At 38.2% G+C, this 18,246-nt stretch carries 20 protein-coding genes; 2 read left to right on the forward strand and 18 right to left on the reverse strand.

Annotated elements, in window-relative coordinates; translation table 11 throughout:
• From Q8Q95_01825 to Q8Q95_01840, 4 genes are read right to left on the reverse strand one after another with little or no spacing between them, the layout of a single operon-like run.
• On the reverse strand, window positions 1–486 hold the full coding sequence (locus Q8Q95_01825) for a hypothetical protein (GenBank protein ID MDP3764338.1): 486 nt from the start codon (window positions 484–486) through the stop codon (window positions 1–3).
• A complete protein-coding gene (locus Q8Q95_01830) occupies window positions 483–1,295 on the reverse strand; it encodes a transketolase (GenBank protein ID MDP3764339.1) in 813 nt (270 codons plus the stop codon). Before Q8Q95_01830 ends, Q8Q95_01825 begins: the two co-directional genes overlap by 4 nt.
• 27 nt (window positions 1,296–1,322) lie before the next feature.
• Window positions 1,323–2,300: a glycosyltransferase family 2 protein gene (locus tag Q8Q95_01835; protein MDP3764340.1), complete on the reverse strand. Its 978-nt coding sequence runs from the start codon at window positions 2,298–2,300 to the stop codon at window positions 1,323–1,325.
• Window positions 2,284–3,366: an NAD-dependent epimerase/dehydratase family protein gene (locus Q8Q95_01840; GenBank protein ID MDP3764341.1), complete on the reverse strand. Its 1,083-nt coding sequence runs from the start codon at window positions 3,364–3,366 to the stop codon at window positions 2,284–2,286. The genes Q8Q95_01835 and Q8Q95_01840 overlap by 17 nt, the downstream gene beginning before the upstream one ends.
• 110 nt (window positions 3,367–3,476) lie before the next feature.
• Between Q8Q95_01840 and Q8Q95_01845 the strand changes: the two genes are divergently transcribed.
• Window positions 3,477–4,529: an SDR family oxidoreductase gene (locus Q8Q95_01845; GenBank protein ID MDP3764342.1), complete on the forward strand. Its 1,053-nt coding sequence runs from the start codon at window positions 3,477–3,479 to the stop codon at window positions 4,527–4,529.
• Window positions 4,519–5,022, forward strand: a complete 504-nt coding sequence (locus tag Q8Q95_01850) for an NUDIX hydrolase (protein ID MDP3764343.1) — start codon at window positions 4,519–4,521, stop codon at window positions 5,020–5,022. Before Q8Q95_01845 ends, Q8Q95_01850 begins: the two co-directional genes overlap by 11 nt.
• On the opposite strand, the gene Q8Q95_01855 is transcribed toward Q8Q95_01850, so the two are convergent.
• The 14 genes from Q8Q95_01855 to Q8Q95_01920 all read right to left on the reverse strand — a co-directional run bounded on the left by Q8Q95_01855 (window position 5,019) and on the right by Q8Q95_01920 (window position 18,222).
• Window positions 5,019–5,810, reverse strand: coding sequence for a sugar phosphate nucleotidyltransferase (locus tag Q8Q95_01855; GenBank protein ID MDP3764344.1), 792 nt, complete (start codon window positions 5,808–5,810; stop codon window positions 5,019–5,021). The two genes, Q8Q95_01850 and Q8Q95_01855, sit on opposite strands and share 4 nt — an antisense overlap.
• Window positions 5,811–5,855: 45 nt before the next feature.
• Window positions 5,856–7,688: a hypothetical protein gene (locus tag Q8Q95_01860; GenBank protein MDP3764345.1), complete on the reverse strand. Its 1,833-nt coding sequence runs from the start codon at window positions 7,686–7,688 to the stop codon at window positions 5,856–5,858.
• Between the two features lie 83 nt (window positions 7,689–7,771).
• On the reverse strand, window positions 7,772–9,139 hold the full coding sequence (locus Q8Q95_01865; GenBank protein ID MDP3764346.1) for a CDP-glycerol glycerophosphotransferase family protein: 1,368 nt from the start codon (window positions 9,137–9,139) through the stop codon (window positions 7,772–7,774).
• Window positions 9,140–9,148: 9 nt separating this feature from the next.
• Window positions 9,149–10,039 (reverse strand): class I SAM-dependent methyltransferase, encoded by an 891-nt coding sequence (locus Q8Q95_01870; GenBank protein MDP3764347.1) that lies wholly within the window; start codon window positions 10,037–10,039, stop codon window positions 9,149–9,151.
• Window positions 10,040–10,046: 7 nt separating this feature from the next.
• Entirely contained in the window at window positions 10,047–11,027 is a 981-nt protein-coding gene (locus Q8Q95_01875; GenBank protein MDP3764348.1) for a phytanoyl-CoA dioxygenase family protein, read from the reverse strand.
• Between the two features lie 6 nt (window positions 11,028–11,033).
• Window positions 11,034–12,212, reverse strand: coding sequence for a methyltransferase domain-containing protein (locus tag Q8Q95_01880; GenBank protein MDP3764349.1), 1,179 nt, complete (start codon window positions 12,210–12,212; stop codon window positions 11,034–11,036).
• Between the two features lie 18 nt (window positions 12,213–12,230).
• The gene (locus Q8Q95_01885; GenBank protein ID MDP3764350.1) at window positions 12,231–13,451 is read right to left on the reverse strand and encodes a polysaccharide pyruvyl transferase family protein; all 1,221 of its coding nucleotides are present in this window, start codon (window positions 13,449–13,451) and stop codon (window positions 12,231–12,233) included.
• 5 nt (window positions 13,452–13,456) lie between these two features.
• On the reverse strand, window positions 13,457–14,200 hold the full coding sequence (locus tag Q8Q95_01890) for an acylneuraminate cytidylyltransferase family protein (GenBank protein MDP3764351.1): 744 nt from the start codon (window positions 14,198–14,200) through the stop codon (window positions 13,457–13,459).
• A gap of 101 nt (window positions 14,201–14,301) precedes the next feature.
• On the reverse strand, window positions 14,302–15,042 hold the full coding sequence (locus Q8Q95_01895) for an SDR family oxidoreductase (protein MDP3764352.1): 741 nt from the start codon (window positions 15,040–15,042) through the stop codon (window positions 14,302–14,304).
• A 68-nt stretch (window positions 15,043–15,110) separates the two neighbouring features.
• Entirely contained in the window at window positions 15,111–15,605 is a 495-nt protein-coding gene (locus tag Q8Q95_01900) for an HAD hydrolase family protein (protein MDP3764353.1), read from the reverse strand.
• A gap of 6 nt (window positions 15,606–15,611) precedes the next feature.
• Entirely contained in the window at window positions 15,612–15,941 is a 330-nt protein-coding gene (locus tag Q8Q95_01905) for an SIS domain-containing protein (GenBank protein MDP3764354.1), read from the reverse strand.
• Window positions 15,938–16,204, reverse strand: coding sequence for an SIS domain-containing protein (locus Q8Q95_01910; GenBank protein ID MDP3764355.1), 267 nt, complete (start codon window positions 16,202–16,204; stop codon window positions 15,938–15,940). The genes Q8Q95_01905 and Q8Q95_01910 overlap by 4 nt, the downstream gene beginning before the upstream one ends.
• Window positions 16,205–16,316: 112 nt before the next feature.
• Window positions 16,317–17,186 carry an N-acetylneuraminate synthase family protein gene (locus Q8Q95_01915; GenBank protein ID MDP3764356.1) on the reverse strand — a complete coding sequence of 290 codons (870 nt, stop codon included), beginning with the start codon at window positions 17,184–17,186 and terminating at the stop codon, window positions 16,317–16,319.
• Between the two features lie 94 nt (window positions 17,187–17,280).
• Entirely contained in the window at window positions 17,281–18,222 is a 942-nt protein-coding gene (locus Q8Q95_01920) for a polysaccharide deacetylase family protein (GenBank protein ID MDP3764357.1), read from the reverse strand.
• Window positions 18,223–18,246: the final 24 nt, after the last annotated feature.

Genomic DNA, 18,246 nt, shown 5'->3' on the forward strand with positions numbered 1-18,246 from the left:
TTATAATCTTATATAGGTTGGATTATTGGTCAAATAACTACTACTAATTATTTCCACAACTTCCTCTGGAGTTTCTGGAATATGAATTTTAAGGTTCGGCAAATGACTTAAAATCTTAATATCTTCGTCTGGACTGATATTGTGTGAGAATCCGTAAAACTTATAGTGGACATTGCCTCTCACCCCTAAAACTTTTACATTGGCGTTGTTATAACAAACATCATTTCGCAACTGCTCAAAATTCCTCATAGTCACAAAAGGCACCATGGAATAAACATACGGTTTCCAACCCGAAAGAGCCAAGCCGGCCGCCAAGCCCATAAACGATTGTTCGGTTACACCAGCATTGAGAAACTGGTTAGGAAATTCTTTACCGAAATCTTCAATATAGGAAAAACCAACATCACCAACTATTAAAATAATTCTATCGTCCTTATAGGCTAATTTGGTTAAAGTTTCTATAAAAGCTTGTCTAGTGTTTGTCATTTTTGCTTGTCTAGTTCTTCAAGAGCTAGACTGTATTCTTCATCTGAAGGATTTTTATAGTGATAAATAATTTTGTCCTCCATAAAACTCACCCCTTTACCTTTAACTGTACGGGCAATAATAACTACTGGTTTTGTTAGCGGTGAATCAGATAGGACTTTTTCTATGGCTTCAAAATCATGCCCATCAACTTCTCTAACCTCCCAACCAAAAGACCGCCACTTATCAGTTAACGGTTCTAAATTTAATACTTCGTTGATACGACCGATAGCTTGCCAGCTGTTACAGTCTACAATAACCATTAAATTATCAAGCTGGTGATGGGCGGCCAGAAGAGCCGATTCCCAAGTAGTACCACAATTCATTTCTCCATCTGACATCAAGACAAAAGTTTTCCATTTTTGACCACTGCGCTTTGCTCCCAAAGCCATGCCGAGTCCAATCGGCAGGCCGTGGCCCATACTGCCCGTACTAGCCTCAATACCCCTAACCGAACGCTCCACTAAGCCAATATAGGGACTACCTGGCTGACAATAAGTTGCTAGATCTTCTTGGGGTATAATTTTTTTTTCTGCTAAAAAAGCATAAGCGGCTGCGGCCGCCCAGCCTTTGGAAAAAATGACCCGATCACGATCCTCTTTAAGTTCGCTGTCTAAATTAACAATTTTGTTATAAAGAACCGTCAATAAATCAATGCACGAAAAACATGACCCAATATGGCTTGCTTTAGCGGCATGAATCATGCCCAGCACAGTACGCCGAACGCGAGTTGAAGTTTGTTTATAGTCAGATAGGGCAGAAGACATCATGTTAATAAAAAGATGAATAATATTATACTATAGATCATCAACCAATGGAATTTCTCGGTCATCATTCAATATTTTTCTAGCAATAAAACGCGGGCGATGTTTCACTTCTTCAAAAATTTTACCCAAATAATCTCCCATAACTGATATGGCTAGTAATTGAATTCCGCTAAAAAAAAGTATAAATACAATAAGTGTGGGTATACCACTAGGCGGAGTAGGACCCCAAAAGAACGCCACCATATAAATTATTATGGCCACGAAAGCTAAAACCATTACCAAAAAAGCAAAATTGGAAATCCATTCCAACGGTTTGTAGGAAAAGTTAATAATGAGTCTTTTGGCATTAAACAATCCCCGAAAAAAGCTTTGGGTTGTTTGGCCACTTAAGCGTAGCGCTCGCTCATACTCAATACCAGTTTGTTTAAAGCCAACATAAGGGCGTACACCCCGAATAAATATATCTCTCTCGCCAAATTTAATAATTTCATTAACAACCTTTCTGTCCATTAAACCAAAATCACTGGCATCCACCGGCACCGAAATATAGGCCAGTTTTCTAAAAACACGATAAAACAACTTATACAAAATCTGCCATATAATACCGCCTTGGCGTTTATGGCGAATGCCGTAAACAACATCAAAACCCTCTTGCCATTTTTTTAAAAACTTAGAAATTAATTCCGGTGGATCTTGTAAATCACCGTCCAACAAAATAGCACAATCCCCAGAACAATATTTTAAACCGGCCAAATAACTGGACTGTGAATAGCCAAAATTTCGACTCATTAAAATTACCTTCACCCGTTTGTCTTTAGCACATAAATCCTCATAGATTGATAAGGAATTATCATCGGAGTTATTATCTACATAAATTATCTCAAAAGAACAGTTTGCCTGTTCTAATGTTTTTTTAAGTCGCTCGTACATTGGTACAATGTTGGATTCTTCATTGTAACAAATCGTTATAATAGATATTTTTTTTTGATCGTTAACCATATAGTTCATACCAATTTTTGAGCCGGCGTAGACCTTGCTCCAAAGAATTGATTCTGGGAGAATATTTCAATTCATTTCTAAGCTTACTTATATCAGGCGTGGTCTTTTGAGGTGCGTCAACAATATTGAGTGAGTTATTTTTTTCAATAACCCTTACCTTTATCGCATTATCAAAAATATTAACAAATAACTGAGCCATATCCTTAATAGTAACTTCTTCTTCTGATCCGACATTATAGGCCTCGCCACTACGACCCAAAAGCAAGACCCGCCAAAAAGCGGTTATGGTATCGGCCACATAAGCGTATGTCCTTATAAAATCTCTGCCATCTCCCAATTCTATATCCTCACCCTTAAAGCCTTTCTTCATATAATCGGGAATGGCTCGGCCATCGTTAAGACTCATACGGGGACCATAGGTATGAAAACAGCGAACAATTTTTACCGGAACACCAAAAGATTTCCAAAAAGTATAACATAGGGTTTCACCAAACCGTTTCGCTTCCTGATAAACGGAACGAGGCCCAATAGGATTAACATTGCCAAAATAATCTTCTTTGATTGGTATGTGATGAATATCGGGATTGCCATAAATTTCCGCGCTACTTACAAAAAGAAAACCTTTAAGGGGATTCTTAACCGCATAGTCCAGTAAGATTTTTGTTCCCAAAGTATTAGCGTTAATAGTATCAATAGGCCTAATAAAATAATCATTGGGAGAGGCTAAAGAAGCGGCATGAATAATGTAATCAATGCCAGTAGGAATTTCAAAAGATTGGGCAACGTCACCCTTCAAAAAAACCAGATTAGGATTGCCTATGTGCTGAACTAATCTATTATTTTGTTCTATTGGTCTTCGTGTTAAAGCAATAACCCGAGCCGGTTTTTCCAACAATAAGGTTCTATTGAGGCTCAACACAGTATCTACCAAATAGGATGCCAAAAAACCATTAGCGCCAGTAACTAAAATAGTTTGGCCAGCTAGCGCGCCAAAAACCTTCCCTAATGAATCAATAATATGATTAAGGTCTTCTTGAATAATTGGATCCAGCTTACTAGCTGTTTTGTTATCCATAAATAATTCGGTTATTATACGAGAAACGGCATCTTTTATCAAGGTTTGGCACTGAAAACGGGGCTTTTAGTTTGAAACAATTAGGCCTGCCGATGTATTATAAAACGTGTATGGAAGAGATCAAAACAGTTTTAGTTACAGGCTCACACGGTTATATTGGTTCCTTGTTGACACCACTATTAGCTCAAGCAGGTTTTAGGGTTGTGGGTCTAGACACGGGCTATTTTAATGACCCAGAATGTGTTTTTAAAAAACACAATACTTGTGAAGATAAATTTATTAAAAAAGATATCCGGGAAGTAACGTCATTAGATTTAAAAAATATTGATGCTATCTGCCACCTAGCCGCTTTATCCAACGACCCTATGGGAGCTATTAATCCCAAGTTGACACAAGATATAAACCTGAAAGCATCGGAAAAACTAGCCCAGCTAGCCAAAAAATGCGGAGTAGAAAAATTTTTATTCTCTTCATCTTGTAGCGTCTACGGAGCACTGGGAGATAAATTGATCACCGAAAAGTCACCCGTAGACCCCAAAACAGCTTATGCTGTATCCAAAGTGGAATTTGAAAAAGTGTTATTAAAACTAGCGGATAAAAATTTCTGTCCAATAATTTTACGTAATGCTACCGCTTACGGATCTTCGCCAAAGCTACGGTTAGATTTAGTATTAAACAACTTTGCGGCCAGCGCCTTCACCACCGGCGAAATAAAAATCATGAGTGATGGCACACCCTGGCGCCCTATGATTCATGCCGAAGATATTGCCAGACTGTTTGTAGCCTTATTGAAAGCTCCTGTTAAAAAAGTCCATAACCAAATAATCAACTGTGGTCAAAATAAAGAAAATTTCCAAGTAAAAGATATTGCTACCACAGTTCAAAAAATCCAAAAAGGTATCCGGGTTTCGTATGCTTCACAACCCGATAAGGATTCCCGAACTTACAAAGTTAGTTTTGATAAACTAGCCCGAATCTTGCCTGATTTTAAATTTAAATGGACGCTAAAAAAAGCTGCCGAGGAATTAAAAAACGATTTCCAAAAAATAGGCCTGGCCAAAGAAATTCCCACTTCTAGAAACCTTATAAGATTAGCCCAATTACAACACCTTACCAAAAATAAAATGATTGACCGTAAGCTTTTCTGGAAAAATGAAAAATAAACTCCCGAACCTATCAGAACAACAACTCCAGAAACTGCTAACTGGATATCTAACATACCTCGCCAAAGTAAGAAAAACACATGATCTAGGGAGTGATCTTTTTGAAGCTATTATTAAAATCGTGCCACAAATTGCCGTGGAAGCGATCGTAGTAGATAGCATTACTAACCCAACTAGAGTATTCCTAACTTGGCGGGAAGATAAAAACTATAAGGGTTGGCACTTTCCTGGTGGTTTTGTTCGTTTTGGAGAAAAACCCGAAAACAGATTAAAAACAGTTATTAACAAAGAACTGAATGCTACGGTGCAAAGATATAAAAGACTTGATGGTATTTATAATTTAATAGACTCCCGCGGACATACATTTTCACTGTGTTATTTGGCAGAAATCAGCAAAAAACCAGCGGGCGGGAAATGGTTTGCTAAAAAAACGCCTAAAAACATAATAGGCCACCACAAACAGATACTCTCGGCAGAGTTAGACTGGTATTAAGATTTTTCCCAAATCATCCAAGGTCTTCGGCCTTGATAATACATATTGTTCAAATCTTCTAGGTGCTTCATAGTATCCAGGCAATGCCAAAAACCGTGATGAGAATAAACAGCTAGCTGCCCTTCGCTCGCCAATTTTTGCATGGGTTTCAATTCAAATTTTAGACTTGGGTCAGGCGACAAATAATCAAAAAACTTTTTATTAAGCACAAAAAAACCGCCACTGATAAAAGCTGTGGATCTAGGTTTTTCCACAAACGCTTTTACCAAACCATTTTTTGGTTCAATCACACCGAAAGGATTAATGTCGTTAACTCCACACAGAGTGGCTATCCTGCCTTTCTTTTTGTGATAACGTAAAGTATCAGCAATATTTATATCACCCACACCATCGCCGTAAGTTAGAAAAAAATCTTCATTGTCTCCAATATAGTCTTTAATCAAAGCTACTCTCCCGCCTGTCTCGGTGTTTAAGCCAGTATCAACAAAAGTTATATTCCATTCGTCAATCAACCGTTTCTTATTGTGATGTATGACTTCTTTTACACCAGCTCCCAGTTTAAGTGTAAAGTTGTTAACCTTTTCATCAAAATTTAAAAAATAGTCCTTAATCATCTCGCCCTTATAGCCCAAGCACAATATAAAATCGCGGTAGCCATGACTAGCGTAAATTTTCATAATATGCCATAAAATAGGCATTTCCCCTATGGTAATTAGGGGCTTAGGTTTATGTTCAGTTTCTTCACGCAGGCGCATACCTTTACCGCCGCATAAAATAACAACTTTCATATTTTATTGATTATGACACATACCACTAAAGTATATTAATACAACTCACTTAATCTTATAAAGTTCTACTAAGCTGTTTTTATAAACCAACTGCAGTTTTTGATCTTGATTTAAATCCCTATCAATAAATTGCCTTTCCCAAGGACCATAGTAAACATAATTAGCATCCAGGTTTTCCCAGCTAACCTGCAATCCTCCGTATCGTTTAACCAGTTCCTGTATCTTATATTCCGGTATTTGGTGTGGCCGCGACTTGACGCCATCAACAAAATAAAGACCGTAGAGAAAGGCAGGCGCACTTTTTATATTATTGCCAATATAAGAGCGATCGCAGAACCCGCGGCACTCCAAACCTTGGCCATCTCGCAATCTTTTTTCCAAGGTAGCCGAATCAACGCCTAAAACCTTGTTTGATTTCAAAAATAATTCTTCTAAGTCAAAGTTGGACAAAGAAATCATTCCTCCCCACGGCAAGTACGGTCGCGCCGAAGTAAAAGCCGGCAAGTAAATTGAACTTATAAACGACGGCGAAATTATTTTAGATTCATCATAATTAATATCCAGCCAACGCCACGAACTCACAATGCTTCCAGGCAAGGTGTAATCTTTAAAAATATTTTGCGGAGGCACAACAAACCCAAGGGCGTTCACAACCTTCTTTACTACCAAAAGAGCTGACATCAAAACAAGAACCATAGTAATCAGGATAGGCATTGATTTACTTAAACCCGGTTGGAACCTTTTAATTCCAGTGTAAACAAGATCAAAAAACATTAAGAATGTTAAAGGACTTATGGCTCTGGGCCAATGATCCGGATGAGGCACAAAACCAGTGACAATTTGAACATTCCAAACTAAAAAAGCGGACACCAAAAATACCCAATATAATATCGCCCGATCTCTAAGTTCACGTTTTCTCCAAAAAACCAGATAAACCAAAACTCCCAACAATAAATAGGCCACATAATTCGGCCAAACCGACCAATTGAAACTATGCCCCATCTCTAATTGCAGTCGCAGTATATGATCTGGCGCGCCCGGCCAACTACTATATTCAAAATAATTTACAAAATAGGGAATGCTTATTAAAATCATTGTGCCGATTAAAATAACTAACCCCGTCAGGCGACGTTTATTTTGGCGTTCCCAAATAAGCGTATATAAAAAAACAAGGCCGATGACCACCACCCAATAAACCCACTTGTGAAAATAAGTGTAAAACAATAATCCGGAAAAAAGACCCGCTAATATAGCCGTGATAAACTTGGGTTTTTGCCAAAAAACAAAAAAGGTAATTATGGCCGGCAAATAAATAAGATAGGTCATCAGCGGATATTCAATTCGGGCTAAAAATAAAGTCGGTAAAAAAGTTTTTATTCCCGGGTAAAAATTTTTAAGAACAATATTGGTAAAGTTATCAATACTAAAAAAAGCATAGGGCAAGTGGATGGCCATCGGCGTCAGCGTTCCCACTAACCCCATAAAAATAGACCACGCTTTATTTTTGTTAAACACAACCCAACCTAAAAACAGGAACAACAAAAATAAAATAGAGCTGAATAAAAAATTGGCGACTATGTAGGCAATGTTAATATCCCTAAATAAGAAAATGATGCTCGCCAAAAACAGCGATGACAAATAAGGAAAAATATTGGGCGTCCGATAGTCAAAAAATATATTTGATGGAGGAAAATGTCCGTCTACCACCTCTCGGGCAAACTGAAAATAGGCATCACCTCCATCGTGAAGATTAATAAACTGCGACAAAATAAAAGGCAGTTCCTGTTCTACTACTGCCTGCCTAATAAACAATTGTGGCGTAGCATAAAGCCCGCCGACCGTAATTGCCAGAATAACGACCAAAATACTATATCTCATAAGCTTGATGGAACACCTATATATAACAACAAGGAAAAGCACCAGCGAGTTACTGGCGGAGCGTCATTGTATGTTTTTACAAGTTAAACCGCAACTATCTTTTCCAAAAAATCCACATTGCGCTTATAAGCCGAGCCATCTTGAGAAGCAAAAAAACTATTGGCGATTTTTTGACGACTAGCACTACCAATTTTTGGGTTAGCTAGGTAAGTATTTATAATTTTAATAAGTTCATTATTATCTACCGCCACTGTTACCGCACCCTCTTTAACCAGCGGATAATAATAAGACCCTTCTTGGTAGTAATAATTATTTTGAAAAGGCGCTGTCGGATCAATAAAATTAACCACAGGTTTATCAAAAATAAACGACTCCAAAGAAATAGTGGATTTATAATTAATGTTAATATCAGTGTGGGCCAATGTTGACTTTAAATTAATGAAATCGGCTTGATCCATTTCAATTCTACTCTCTCCAGACTGAATTTTAACCTCTCGACCAGCTTTTTCAAGATAAAAATCAGGTTCATCTTGTATGTCCCGATAACTTTCTCCACCGTTAAAGGGATGTAAACGGACTAGTACATTCACTGGTGGCAACTCACCAATCTGGCGTGCTTTCAAAATTGCCTGGAGTACTGTTAACTGATATGGGCAATTCCCCGAAGCAACTGTGGCAAATAAAATAGTTTTCTTATTGGGATCTAAATTTTTAGACAGTAAAAACTTATTGCGGTCAATAATGGGATGAGAATCGTCAAAATATTTATCAAACCGAGTGCTTCCGGTTATATAAACCCGTTGTGGAGAAAAGTAATGAACAGCCAGTGCTGCCTCTTGGATAATTTTATTCCAGACAAAAAGATAATCCGGTTTACGCACTCGTACCGCTTTAAAAGCTGTTAGATTATCCCAACTAAAATTAGTTGCTAAGGTAAGTATCTTGAATTTTTTTGCCAGAATGATTGCTTCGGCGTCAAAAACTTGAATCCCTGGGGTAGCGGTTATAACTAAAACTGGTTGATATTTTTTAACATAATCTTGAAAAAGACTAACATGGCAAGTAAAAATGGTTTCCAGTTTGGTAAAAAAATCTATGGTCAGTAATGGTGCCAACGGCCAGGACAGAAAACGAAGCAACCGAGCCCGCTTGTCTCTTCTAAATGGCCGGCTATTATAATATATCTTCATGCTCGGCAAACGATCCAGTTCATGCATGCAAGCCATCCTTAAAAACTTAAAAATGGCAAACAACTTTGGGTTTTGAACCCGCCAGTTAACATATTCCACATTGGGCGAAGAAAAATATTCTCCCGCTTGCACACTTTCCAAACTGATAGTATTGCTAAAAATAACCACTCGGTATTTCTCCGAGAGGTATTTGATATAATTAGTTTTTAATAAATCCGAAATAAACAGACTATTTTTTAAAAATAAAAAAACAGTTTTCATTTTAATAATTTATTTAACCACGCGGGCAACCAAAATACCAGTACCAAAAGTTACTTTTTGAGGGTAGTCCTTATAGAAAAAAATAGGCTCAAGCCCAAATTTTTGGAATTCTTTATAGCTGGATCGGAAATAATCCACCCTGTTTAAATGTAGTCTACCCTTAAAACCATTGGCCTCCCGAAAAGGTTCAAGAAAAATACAATATTTTTTTGTTACTCTACATATTTCTTCTAAAGCCTTTGGGTAACTATGCGGCATTTGTTCCAACACCATAATCGTAAAAGTGGCATCAAAAGAGTTATCGGGAAAATCCATTTGTGTCGCATCACCATTAAAAAACTTTATCTGCTTCAAATTTTCCAGACTTTCCTTGCTAATTAAATACTTCTCTCCAAAAAAATCAGAAATCAGCTGTTTGGGAAAATTGGTAATAAGTTCCTGGCTTCTTTGGGTGCCCATACGCGACAGCTCCAACCCTGTTAATTTCAGTTTTGGATTCTGAAAAGATAATAGAGTAATATTATCACCTCGCCCAGATCCGACCTCTAAAACTGATCTGCAATCCAATTGATCAAAAAGTTGTGAAACGATTTGCAAATAAATATTCTTACCAAACCACTTATTTGTTATCAATTCTTGATTCGCAAAGACACTTTTATAAGTGGCTGTGGTCATTTGCCTAACCCACGCTTCGTTACCCAGACCCCAAATCTTTTCATACGTTTTTTTAACTAAATGCTGATTTCTGACTCCTCGACCGACGTTACCATAACGAACCAAGTTGGTGATTTCGCGAGCGCAATCTAAAAAGTATTGAGCCCAATAAGAAATTCCCCCCACAGGAATTGGGCTTTTTACTTGGCAGTGGCGCGGCAAAGAAAAAGAAATTTTTAAATTCATTTTAAAATTAGTAATCAGAAACTGCTTTTTTAGATGGTTGATTTTTCAGTGCGTAGCGCGCCAACTCATGCTGAGTAACCAGCTGTCTGTCAAAATTCTCCGGATAACGATACATAACTGGCCAAAGAGATGCTTGAGAACTATAACAAGCCGTGAACATTACCCTTTCCTTTGTTGTCGCTAAGCCACCCTTATGTAAGCCGCTGGTGTCGCAAAAAACTAAAGTCCCAGCTTTGCCGGTAATTGTTTTGACGTTCTCTTTCGGTATTTTTCTCTCAACTGATCCGGCCGGCGGATAAAAACCTTTGGGTGGACGCTGTGGAAAAATATTCCGCCAAGGACCTCCGTGTTGAGAACCAATTACATATGTAAATGGACCGGCTTGTTCGTCTACATCATTTAAATAAAGAAAAACCTTGCACATCTTTTTGTCTTCGGGATCCCGATGCCAACGTTGTGATTTAATAGCTTCAATACCTACTCCAACTGGAACAGTAACATTTAAAGTAAAAATACGGAATTTGGAAAAAAGCCCCAAATAACTGTTAACGATTTCTAAAATTCGCGAATCCAACGCCAGCGCCACAAATGGATTATCAAGATTAATTAATGGGAACATCTCCCATAGCTCCTTTAAAAAGGGCTTGCCCCTTCTTGATTGGGCTGTGGGCAATAGTTGCTTAAAATATTTTTCCAGTTGAAATAGAATTTCTTCTGGGAAAAGTTCGTTAATATGGACTATGGCCAGACCCTTATCTTTCAGGTCTTGAATAATTTTTTTTTGAACATTGGACAAAACTACAGTGGCATTATATTTTCTATACAAACGAACACTTTCGCGATTTAAAATAAAGTACCAAACCGGCCAAGATGTCCGGATAGCGTAATAGGGCCTAGTCACCAAAAAAACCAACAACTTTTTAAAACGTCCTAGAACTAATAAAGCACGATTAACTATTTTTAAAATATATCTTTTGTAAATAAACATTGGCGTTTAGGCAACCCAAAGTTTTATATTATCCTCAAATTGCACTTCTATCGGTATTTTTGGTGAAGAAACAAACGGAATAGCTAACGGTTCAACAAGAACACATCTTAATTTGGTAGATCTCCATTGGGACGAGAATGTGGACCATAACCATTTTTTAAATGACCCTCCTCGTACCATTTTTTCACACCTGTTTTGATAATCAGGCCAACTCCAATAATAACTAAGATTTTTGAGTCGTTTCTTTAACAATAAACCGCTTTTTAATTTCATAATAGCCTTATCGAAATAATTTCCGGTTTTTGTCTCGCTCTGAGGAAATTGACCTGTCTTTTTGGCAACTACATTAATATACTGATCCGTGGTTAAAGAATCATCAATAATTTGATACCCCGCATTATTAAGCAACATATTTAATGATTTTATCGTGAAAGAGTGAAGATGGGGCAAGTATAGTAAGGTGCCCATGGCTGCTTCCTGTGCAAAATTCGGCACACTTAAAATAATCAAATCTCCATTTTCCTGTAAACAGGAAATTTTTTCGAAAAAACTATCTGGTTGAGTGACATGCTCAAGTACATGCTGAGCAAGAAACATCCGCACTGGGGCAATATTCTTTAACTGATCTTGAACCAAACTACTTTCAAAATCCCCGAAGAGCACATTCATACCATAACCCTGTGAAGCAACCACAACTTGAGCTCTTGAACTCTCTACACCTACTAAATTCCTAAAGCCCAATTCAGAAAGTTGTCTTAATGATTGGCCAACACCGCTACCAATTTCACACACCACAACTTCTTTATATTCAGAAAATTTGTTAGCTAGCCTGATGGTTACATTCATCTTTAACATTAGTTGGCTCATTTCGACTTTTCTTTTAGCTTTATCTATTCTTTTCTCTAAATTTTTAAATGACTGATCGCCCCATTCTTCCGAATAAAAATTACTAATCCATGATTGAGTCGGCCTATCCATGTAAGCTACATGCCCACAAAAATCACAACATCCGATTCTTAAAAAATTTTTATACTTGATACTGGTCAAAGCACAAACCGCTTTAAAGGCCAAACCACACGCGGGACAGTTTTGATAAAACTCCAACGGAATACTGGGGTTTATTTCCATAGGCCTAAATTTATTTAATTTTACAAACTCCTTTATTTTGAATCCCAATTTTTCCATGGCAAAATTATTAAAATTTTAAAAGAGTGAGGATACGCCCAAAAGTTCCGAAACCTTTTTATTAAACCTCCTAAATTCATCTCTCTGTTCTTCGAAAACATTTCTAAACCTATCTTTTAATTCTTTTTTGTTGGCCAAAGCATGCCGGGCTTTAATATAAACTTTATCTGCTAAATCAAGATCAAAAATATCGACTCCAATATCCTGCAAACCGACATTATCTAGAAAATCCGACATACGTGTTTGAGAAATTAAAGGAATCATCGGCGTACCTAAACCAATAGACGGTGACATTGAATGAATTCTCATACTAAGCGCCAGATCAGCTTTGGCATAGCGGCCATAGAAATACTCTGTCTGGGAAACACGCTGTAAACCAGTGGAGATGGTAACCTGATGGAGAATCCTGGGTTTCAAAAAGCCAATCAATTCGGTCATGGTTTTGTAGTCGTCAAAATAATGTGGTACAAGAATAAGATTTAGTTCTTGTTCAGCAACTAGTCTTTCAATGGCTCGGGCTAATCGTTTCAAAAAAATCGTCTTTCGTCCTTGCCAATCTGGGACATTACGCCAGAACTTTAAAAGTCTATTTTCGGAAACATGGGAACCTAAAACCGACCAGAACAACTCTCGAGTTCTACCACCATAGCGATAAACTTCATCTTCATTATTGAGAGATAATAACACATTGGGCTTGTCCCGGACCAATTCAGGATATTCGTGATCGGTGGCTGTAACAAAAAGAGCTGGATCTGGAACCTCAATAATTCTATCTGATTGGTAACCAATCAGGGATTCCAGCCAGGGTTTACAACCGTCATTGCGAACCGCGAATAAAACTTTAGGATTAGAGAGTAACCAAGCCATAGCCTTAATCAATTTGTCACGATGATGATAATATTGCTTGGGCCAAAATTTATAGGAAATACCGTAAAAAATTATGGGTTTTTTAATCTGTGTCAAAAGATTATAGGGCAGATCTAAACGAAAACCGGTATTAGGCAAATAATGTCTGCCGTTAAAAGCCACGGCTCCACCCACCAATAATCCGTCAGCATTATTAACTTTATCAACAAAACTTTGGTCAAATTTTTTTATTTCAAAAGTATAATCATCCCACGGTTCAGCTAAAAACTCTACGGGACCGAGGTCTTCAGTCAAAACTCGTTCGGTACCATAAATTAAAGCTCCATTACCAATATTGGTACTTTTGAAATTAGCGAGGTGAATTAGTTTCATCCTATTTAATTAAGCTGGGGCAGATAACCCCTTTTTATCAAAAACTCAGCTAATTCCAAATCCATAGGCGTATCAATGTCAATTGTTTTATTAGAGTCAACAACAATTCCTCGCAAATCTTTCCCCCAAACTCTTCCTTTTTTTATAAATTTGGTCCGGGTAATATCCACATTACTATCCTGCAAGTAGGCCGGATCAAGCCATTGCCTCGGAACATCGGTAGTGTGTTTAGCAAAATATTTTGTTAATAAAATTGGCATTAGCTTGTTAGTGTTCTTTTTGAATTTCCACATTTTGTAGGGACTGTGCGATGGAATATGCACTGTCCGTACTGAATCACATTTTGTTTTTTCTATATATTCTATAGCTTGATCAATATCTTTACTGGTTCTAAAAGGACTAGTGGGTTTTAACAAAACAATAAACTCCGGCTGCCAACCGCGATGTTTTTCTGCCCACTCCACAGCATGCTTTAAAAATTCAATATCGGTTGAATCAGCGCGAGCATACTTTTTGGGTCGTAAAAATGGGACATCGGCCCCAAATGATTTAGCTACTTCGGCAATTTTTAAATCATCTGTAGAAACTAAAAAAGCGTCTAACTTAGTAGCGTTTTGAGCTGCTTTAATGGTGTAATAAATCAAAGGCCGGCCGGCCAAAGGCGCGATGTTTTTATAAGGAATACCTTTAGAACCTCCGCGAGCCGGAATAATTCCTAATGTCCTTACATCTTTAATATTTTTACTCATTATCATTATATACTAATATTTAAATTTTGGGGTTTATTTGTCAATCAAGCTGAGCTTGGTCAACCGAGCTTAGCTCGGTCAATAAAAACTATCTTTATTTTTTACCAAGCTGTTCGTCCACCATCCACAATCAAACAAGCACCTGTCATATATGAAGATGCATCCGATGCCAAAAAAACAATCGGACCGTTATATTCTCCTACCTTAGACATTCTGTTTAACATATTAAGTTCAGAATTTCGACGAACAAAATCCTCTGGCTGGTTTCTATACATGCCACCTGGCACAAAAGCGTTAACTCTTATATTATACGAACCTAAATAAGCCGCCCAAGACCGCATCAGGCCTAATACGCCCGCCTTGGAAGTAATGTAGGCAATATCTTTAAACTTCCCAGCATCATAGATACGATTTTGGGGGCCAATAATGGCCAAGTCCGAAGCTATAAAAATAATTGAGCCAAACTTCTGTTGGATCATATGGCACACCACCGCTTGAGTAGGTAACATTTGACCCTTCAGATTTATATCAATTTCCCGGCTCCACAATTTAGATGAGAACACTTCATAAGGAGCCCAACTATTTTCATTTTTACCACTGCCAACCTGCGTGTTAAAAGCAGCATTATTTATTAACACATCAATACGCCCAAATTTTTTTACAACCGCCTTGGTTGCTTTATTAACACTGGTAAAATCCATAACATCAACCTTTGTTCCCAGATCCCAATTAACAACTGTGGCACCACGTCCCCTTAGAAACTCGCAATACTGCTTCCCCAAAAAACCACTGCCTCCAGTTATTATAATGACCTTACCTTCTACCGAAAAAATATCTTTCATAAAAATATAACCCAATAAAAAGCCAAGAGGTTTTTGCTCTTGGCTATTAATCTACGTCTAATAGCTTTTTACTTTTCCATCGCTTCTAAAATCAAGTCACAAACTTCTCTGACGGCATGATCCCCACCCTTGCGGCTGGTTACATAATCGGCAATCGCCATACATTCGACATGACCATCAGCCACAGTAAAAGCTAAACCCGCAAATTTGAGACATTCCATGTCATTGATATCATCACCCATAAAAGCTATTTCTACTATAGACAGATTTCGAGCCTGTAGTAATTGCTTAAATGCGATCAACTTTTCATCCACACCCTGCAAGCAATCAACCTTCATTTTTTCACAACGTTTAGTCACCACAGGATTTTTTTCTTTGGATATGACCACGAGATCAACCCCGTGCTTTCTCAACTCTGGAAACCGCAACGTATCTTTGCGGCTACAAATCACGCTTTCATTACCGTGTTGATCTACAATAACCTTGCCATCGGTAAAAATACCATCAAAATCAAAAGCAATCAATTTCAACTGCCTCAATCGTTTTGACAGATCTGAACCCATAATATTTTACCTCCGATAGTTAGGGTTAAAAACTAACTCAACCATTTCACAAAAATAATGAATCAGAAAAGTATGAACCTCCTGTATCCGAGCAGTGCTGTCGGATTTTACTACCACACTATAATTCACCATTCCTCTAACCTGACCACCCCCACGACCCAAAAGACCTATAGTGGCTAAACCCTTATTTCTCCCAACCTCAACAACTCTGACGATATTAGATGAATCGCCGCTAGTGGAAAAAACCAACAAAATATCGCCACTCTGTGCCAAAGCCTGAACCTGCCTTGAAAAAATCGCATCAAAAGAATAATCATTGGCAATGCAAGTGATCAAGCAGAACTTGAGGTTAAAGAGATAGCTGGCAAGGGCGCCCTATCTGTTTTAAAGCGGCCCATCAATTCCTCGGTAAAATGTTCGGCAATACAAGCACTGCCGCCGTTGCCACAAGATAATATTTTGTAACCAGACCTTAACGCGCTAACAATCAAAGTGCCAATAGCATCAATAGTTTTTTCTTCACTTACTAAGGTAGCGAAAGTATCAGCAAGTGTTTTTAGCTCTGGCCCCAACTTTATACCTGATGATTGCCCGATCATGACTATCTCCTCTTCAAAAAGTTAAAGAACTAACTGACTTGTAATATAACCCATTAAAAAGCCGGCGAGTTTTGACACTCGCCGGTTGCGTTTTTTCGCCTATTAGAATGAACTATCCCTTGCGTCGGAGCTTCTTCATAACCGGTATTTCCGATTCCAAGAGTTTTTTGACACCATCGCCCTGTGACTGTTCAAAAATCCTGATTTCCTCTGCTAATTTCTTGCAACCCTCATGCTCAATACTGGCCGATTGATCCGTACCCCACATAGCCCTGTTAAGCGTGATGTGGCGTTCCACCATACAGGCACCCAGAGCTACCGCCGTCAAAGAGGGGTATAAACCGACCTCGTGACCACTGTAACCCACCGGCACTCTATAGCGTTCTCGCAGAGTTTGTATGACTCGGAGATTCAGCTCATGCCAATCAGCAGGATAGGTAGCTACACAATGCATCAGAACCAGGTTTTCTACCCCCAGAACAGAAACAGCGTGATCCACCTGCTCTAATGTACTCATACCAGTAGAGATGATAACGGGCTTACCCTTGCCTTTGGTATAACGGAGAAGATTATCATCAGTCAGAGAAGCCGAAGCGATCTTGTAGCACGGCGGGCTGAATTGATCTATAAAATCAACACTCTGTTCATCCCAACAAGAAGCAAACCAGATGATACCCTTTTCCTTACAATGACGATCAATCTCCCTATACTCATCTTGACCAAACTCCAAACCTCGCTTGAGATCACCGTTAGTAGAACCGAAAGGATTTTCCCGGGGACGCGCTAATTCTTCGGGTGTATACACTACATCAACAGTTCTTTTCTGAAACTTAACCGCATTCCACCCCGCCTCTACAGCAACATCTACCAGCTTCTTGGCAATTCCAACATCACCATTATGGTTTATGCCTATTTCTGCCACTAGAAAAATCCTGTGGTCGCCTACCAGTATTCCGCCACTATTTACAACATTGGAATTCATACTTTCCCCTTTCTCTGGTTTTTTGGTTGAATTTTATAAGAACCATCCTTGGCTTATCTTAAATCTAATAACTTCTAAACTACCCCCATGGTTTCTAATCTGTTTTATTTAGATTTAAGAAGTCTTGAACATCGTTGGTATCGTAGCGCGGTATTAACATAGCTTGATCATTTTTTGAAACGGCCATTGGCTCAATAGTAACAGCGTATTTAAAACCCTCTTCAGCTAAAACTTTAATGGTACTAACTCCAGCCCGCCCGTGTGGATAAGAAAATATAACTGGAGTTTTAGCTAGTAAATCTTTTAAAACTGTATTAGCCAATCTAATATCTCGCTTTAAAACATCGCCACCCAGAGTATCTAGCGCGTAATGACCATGAGAGTGGTTGCCAATTTCCATATCCTGATCACGTAATTCTAAAATTTGCGTTTGACTCATAAAAATTTGTCGGCTCAATTTTTTTTCATCAAGCCGCGTTGTTTTAAAACAGTATCTTAAAAATCTGCCCTTAACATCCTCGGGTAGGCCAATCATAGTTTCCTTGAAATTGGCGGTGGGTATATCCTCATGTTGCCTGCGCTCAAACAATCGCTTGTCTGTGGGAATAAAATAAACAACTTTAAGATCAGAATAAAACTCACCCAGAAACCTGTGGAAGACATCAATAAGTTCGGAGGAAGATAGCTTAGAAAGTAAAACATGTATCTTATGGGTAGCCGGCAAACTGCCTTCAAAAGTAGAGGTTATGGGGAAAAAAGTCCCTCTGACTTTATACTTGTTCAATATTGGCACCGCATTATCATATTGTCCCTTCAAACCATCATCAAAAGTGATAGCGCAAAACTTTCCCTTTGACTCTTTTCGGGCAAAATCAAAAACTTGGCCTACGGAAACAATCTCATAATTTTTAGACAAAAAACTTATCTGCTTTTCAAACTCCTTGACTGGACAGGGATGTATGCCGCCCCAAGCCGCACGAGGATCTTCAACATAATGATAATTGATTATAATATAGTTGTCTTGGGAAGAAATCATATAAAATATCGGCGCCGACCGATT

The organism is bacterium, assembly GCA_030697795.1.
In the GTDB taxonomy this organism is placed as follows: Bacteria; Patescibacteriota; Minisyncoccia; order JACQLN01; family JACQLN01; genus JACQLN01.

What these genes read in the sequence shown, in the direction of transcription:
- Q8Q95_01825 (MDP3764338.1), bottom strand. Translation starts at nt 486, where the DNA reads ATGACAAACACTAGACAAGCTTTTATAGAAACTTTAACCAAATTAGCC.
- Q8Q95_01830 (MDP3764339.1), bottom strand. Translation starts at nt 1,295, where the DNA reads ATGATGTCTTCTGCCCTATCTGACTATAAACAAACTTCAACTCGCGTT.
- Q8Q95_01835 (MDP3764340.1), bottom strand. Translation starts at nt 2,300, where the DNA reads ATGAACTATATGGTTAACGATCAAAAAAAAATATCTATTATAACGATT.
- Q8Q95_01840 (MDP3764341.1), bottom strand. Translation starts at nt 3,366, where the DNA reads ATGGATAACAAAACAGCTAGTAAGCTGGATCCAATTATTCAAGAAGAC.
- Q8Q95_01845 (MDP3764342.1), top strand. Translation starts at nt 3,477, where the DNA reads ATGGAAGAGATCAAAACAGTTTTAGTTACAGGCTCACACGGTTATATT.
- Q8Q95_01850 (MDP3764343.1), top strand. Translation starts at nt 4,519, where the DNA reads ATGAAAAATAAACTCCCGAACCTATCAGAACAACAACTCCAGAAACTG.
- Q8Q95_01855 (MDP3764344.1), bottom strand. Translation starts at nt 5,810, where the DNA reads ATGAAAGTTGTTATTTTATGCGGCGGTAAAGGTATGCGCCTGCGTGAA.
- Q8Q95_01860 (MDP3764345.1), bottom strand. Translation starts at nt 7,688, where the DNA reads ATGAGATATAGTATTTTGGTCGTTATTCTGGCAATTACGGTCGGCGGG.
- Q8Q95_01865 (MDP3764346.1), bottom strand. Translation starts at nt 9,139, where the DNA reads ATGAAAACTGTTTTTTTATTTTTAAAAAATAGTCTGTTTATTTCGGAT.
- Q8Q95_01870 (MDP3764347.1), bottom strand. Translation starts at nt 10,039, where the DNA reads ATGAATTTAAAAATTTCTTTTTCTTTGCCGCGCCACTGCCAAGTAAAA.
- Q8Q95_01875 (MDP3764348.1), bottom strand. Translation starts at nt 11,027, where the DNA reads ATGTTTATTTACAAAAGATATATTTTAAAAATAGTTAATCGTGCTTTA.
- Q8Q95_01880 (MDP3764349.1), bottom strand. Translation starts at nt 12,212, where the DNA reads ATGGAAAAATTGGGATTCAAAATAAAGGAGTTTGTAAAATTAAATAAA.
- Q8Q95_01885 (MDP3764350.1), bottom strand. Translation starts at nt 13,451, where the DNA reads ATGAAACTAATTCACCTCGCTAATTTCAAAAGTACCAATATTGGTAAT.
- Q8Q95_01890 (MDP3764351.1), bottom strand. Translation starts at nt 14,200, where the DNA reads ATGAGTAAAAATATTAAAGATGTAAGGACATTAGGAATTATTCCGGCT.
- Q8Q95_01895 (MDP3764352.1), bottom strand. Translation starts at nt 15,042, where the DNA reads ATGAAAGATATTTTTTCGGTAGAAGGTAAGGTCATTATAATAACTGGA.
- Q8Q95_01900 (MDP3764353.1), bottom strand. Translation starts at nt 15,605, where the DNA reads ATGGGTTCAGATCTGTCAAAACGATTGAGGCAGTTGAAATTGATTGCT.
- Q8Q95_01910 (MDP3764355.1), bottom strand. Translation starts at nt 16,204, where the DNA reads ATGATCGGGCAATCATCAGGTATAAAGTTGGGGCCAGAGCTAAAAACA.
- Q8Q95_01915 (MDP3764356.1), bottom strand. Translation starts at nt 17,186, where the DNA reads ATGAATTCCAATGTTGTAAATAGTGGCGGAATACTGGTAGGCGACCAC.
- Q8Q95_01920 (MDP3764357.1), bottom strand. Translation starts at nt 18,222, where the DNA reads ATGATTTCTTCCCAAGACAACTATATTATAATCAATTATCATTATGTT.